Origin of the sequence: Microcystis sp. M49636_WE2 (genome assembly GCF_030065375.1) — a bacterium.
In the GTDB taxonomy this organism is placed as follows: Bacteria; Cyanobacteriota; Cyanobacteriia; order Cyanobacteriales; family Microcystaceae; genus Microcystis; species Microcystis aeruginosa_C.
The window spans coordinates 1-1,865 of the sequence record NZ_JASJFG010000618.1 but is presented as its reverse complement, the minus strand read 5'-3'; the positions used below and the strand labels follow the sequence as shown (position 1 = coordinate 1,865).

The following is a 1,865-nucleotide window of genomic DNA, read 5'->3' as shown; positions in this document are numbered from 1 at the left end:
GGGCAAAAGGTGGCATCAGGCGATTTTTTGTTGAGGGGTTAGATTGATACCGTCAATAATCGGTAACTGATGCTGTAAGCGTAGTCCTAAAATAACCCAGCCTTCCAAAACTTCCTGTAACTGTTCCTTAGTAGCTTCGAGGGTTGTTTCATTAGCATATACTCCCTCAAATCCCGGAATTTCTCCATAAAAAGTACCGTCTTCTAGAACTTCATAGGTTGCCAGTTCCATTGCTTGTTTTAGATATTTTGTTAGCATCATTGACAGGAATAAAGCTCAGTTATTGTCTCGAAGATTGTCGATTTGATGATCAGTTGTTTTGAACTTGGCGATAATTTTGCCCTGTTTCTCCAGAAAACGGGTTTCTCAAAGAAACCCGTTTTCTAGGTTTTCTAGCTGTTGTCTTCGTCTTTGACGATTTTCCGCTTCTAAGCGACTAATCGCTTCTTCTCATTGTAATCCAACTAATTCCATCTCTTGACAATTGCGGTGTGCTTTTGCCAAAGTTTGCTTAAGTTGATCAGAATCCCGGGGAAGCTGAGGAACAAAATCCATATTTAACTCCATTCAAGTTTAATTTCTTCGACACTACGCATCAAGGCAGGAATCGGCACTTGGGTTGTCTTAATCACTGTTCCAATCCTCGAACATCTGCCCAACGCTAGTATAACGCTTAAGACGCTCAGGATGTTTTTCTACTTCTTCAATGGCGGCGAGCGTTTCTGTATTAGGAATTTGAACATCAAAGGGAAAACCTTGATGACAATCGACATCAGATAAGGCTGGATGCTGGATTTTTTGTAGGAGAAGCTGTTGTTCTTCGTCAGTTAAGGAAAGGATAATTTGAGCAAGGGAATCAATTAGTTTAGTATTGATTGCAGCAGCAGCTTGACTCATATAGCGTTTACATTGTTTAATAGTATATTTTTGAATTGGCGATTTATGAGCGGTTGTTTCGACTCTGGCAAATCAAGCTAAAGGAGAGTTTTAAACTCTGCCACTGTCAATCCCGCTTGACGAATGATAGATCTCAGTGTTCCCTTAGCCACTTCTCGATGGTCAGGGATGGTGATGCGTCGATAGGGATAGGCTTTTTGTCTGAGTATGATATGACTTCCTCGCTGCCGATCTAATTCGTAGCCAATCTTGCCTAGTGCTTTAACCACTTGGCGACCAGCGATAGAAGGAAGTTCACTCATAATTCAACCTCTACCAGTTCCTCAGAAATTGGTGGTGGAATCGGTTCATTGTGCGCTTCTAGGCTTTCTAGATATAAAGCAATTGCTTCCTGAATGTTGGCGAGTAACTCTTCCCGGGTATTGCCTTGAGAAATACAGCCGGGTAGGGAGGGAACTTCAGCCACATAAATGCCATCTTCATCTTGCTCAATTAAGACGCGATATTTCATGGGTTTGTCCTTGCTTTGAATTGATTGGAAGTTAATTATTTGAATCCAGTCTAGCGCGAGTTAGCAACTCCTAGCGATCGCGGCTTATTCCAGAAAAGGGGTTTCTCAAAGAAACCCGTTTTCTATGGCACGGATTAGGGAACCAAGTCCTGTCTTTTGGTAAATTCTATCCAAAAGCCTATCCCCCCCGATTTTGTCAAGTATCGCTGTTTTAAGCGATTATATAGGGTTTTATCGATGTTTTTCGTCAATTATTCTGGGATGAGGTAGGAGTGAAGATCGATCGCCCTAAGTCCAGAAAACGGGTTTCTTTAAAAAACCCGTTTTCTCAGTTGATGAAATAAGCTAAAATCGAATCAACTCGTTGCCCTCGCCTTATGTTTTCTATCCAAACTACCTACACTCAAGCTCAAGAAAATTTAGCGAGCCTTCTGGATCGACTGGAAAGCGAGAATAG

At 41.7% G+C, this 1,865-nt stretch carries 4 protein-coding genes; all 4 read right to left on the bottom strand.

Going from position 1 to position 1,865, the window contains the following annotated elements; translation table 11 throughout:
- Nucleotides 1-15: 15 nt before the first annotated feature.
- The 4 genes from PX484_RS14245 to PX484_RS14230 all read right to left on the bottom strand — a co-directional run bounded on the left by PX484_RS14245 (nucleotide 16) and on the right by PX484_RS14230 (nucleotide 1,408).
- On the bottom strand, nucleotides 16-261 hold the full coding sequence (locus PX484_RS14245; protein WP_002766798.1) for a type II toxin-antitoxin system HicB family antitoxin: 246 nt from the start codon (nucleotides 259-261) through the stop codon (nucleotides 16-18).
- A 363-nt stretch (nucleotides 262-624) separates the two neighbouring features.
- Nucleotides 625-897 (bottom strand): type II toxin-antitoxin system RelB/DinJ family antitoxin, encoded by a 273-nt coding sequence (locus tag PX484_RS14240; RefSeq protein ID WP_012264434.1) that lies wholly within the window; start codon nucleotides 895-897, stop codon nucleotides 625-627.
- 77 nt (nucleotides 898-974) lie between these two features.
- Entirely contained in the window at nucleotides 975-1,199 is a 225-nt protein-coding gene (locus tag PX484_RS14235) for a type II toxin-antitoxin system HicA family toxin (protein ID WP_002803537.1), read from the bottom strand.
- On the bottom strand, nucleotides 1,196-1,408 hold the full coding sequence (locus tag PX484_RS14230) for a type II toxin-antitoxin system HicB family antitoxin (protein ID WP_149973724.1): 213 nt from the start codon (nucleotides 1,406-1,408) through the stop codon (nucleotides 1,196-1,198). The genes PX484_RS14235 and PX484_RS14230 overlap by 4 nt, the downstream gene beginning before the upstream one ends.
- Nucleotides 1,409-1,865: the final 457 nt, after the last annotated feature.

Coding starts and splice junctions, on each gene's coding strand:
- PX484_RS14245 (WP_002766798.1), bottom strand. CDS start 261: ATGATGCTAACAAAATATCTAAAACAAGCAATGGAACTGGCAACCTAT.
- PX484_RS14240 (WP_012264434.1), bottom strand. CDS start 897: ATGAGTCAAGCTGCTGCTGCAATCAATACTAAACTAATTGATTCCCTT.
- PX484_RS14235 (WP_002803537.1), bottom strand. CDS start 1,199: ATGAGTGAACTTCCTTCTATCGCTGGTCGCCAAGTGGTTAAAGCACTA.
- PX484_RS14230 (WP_149973724.1), bottom strand. CDS start 1,408: ATGAAATATCGCGTCTTAATTGAGCAAGATGAAGATGGCATTTATGTG.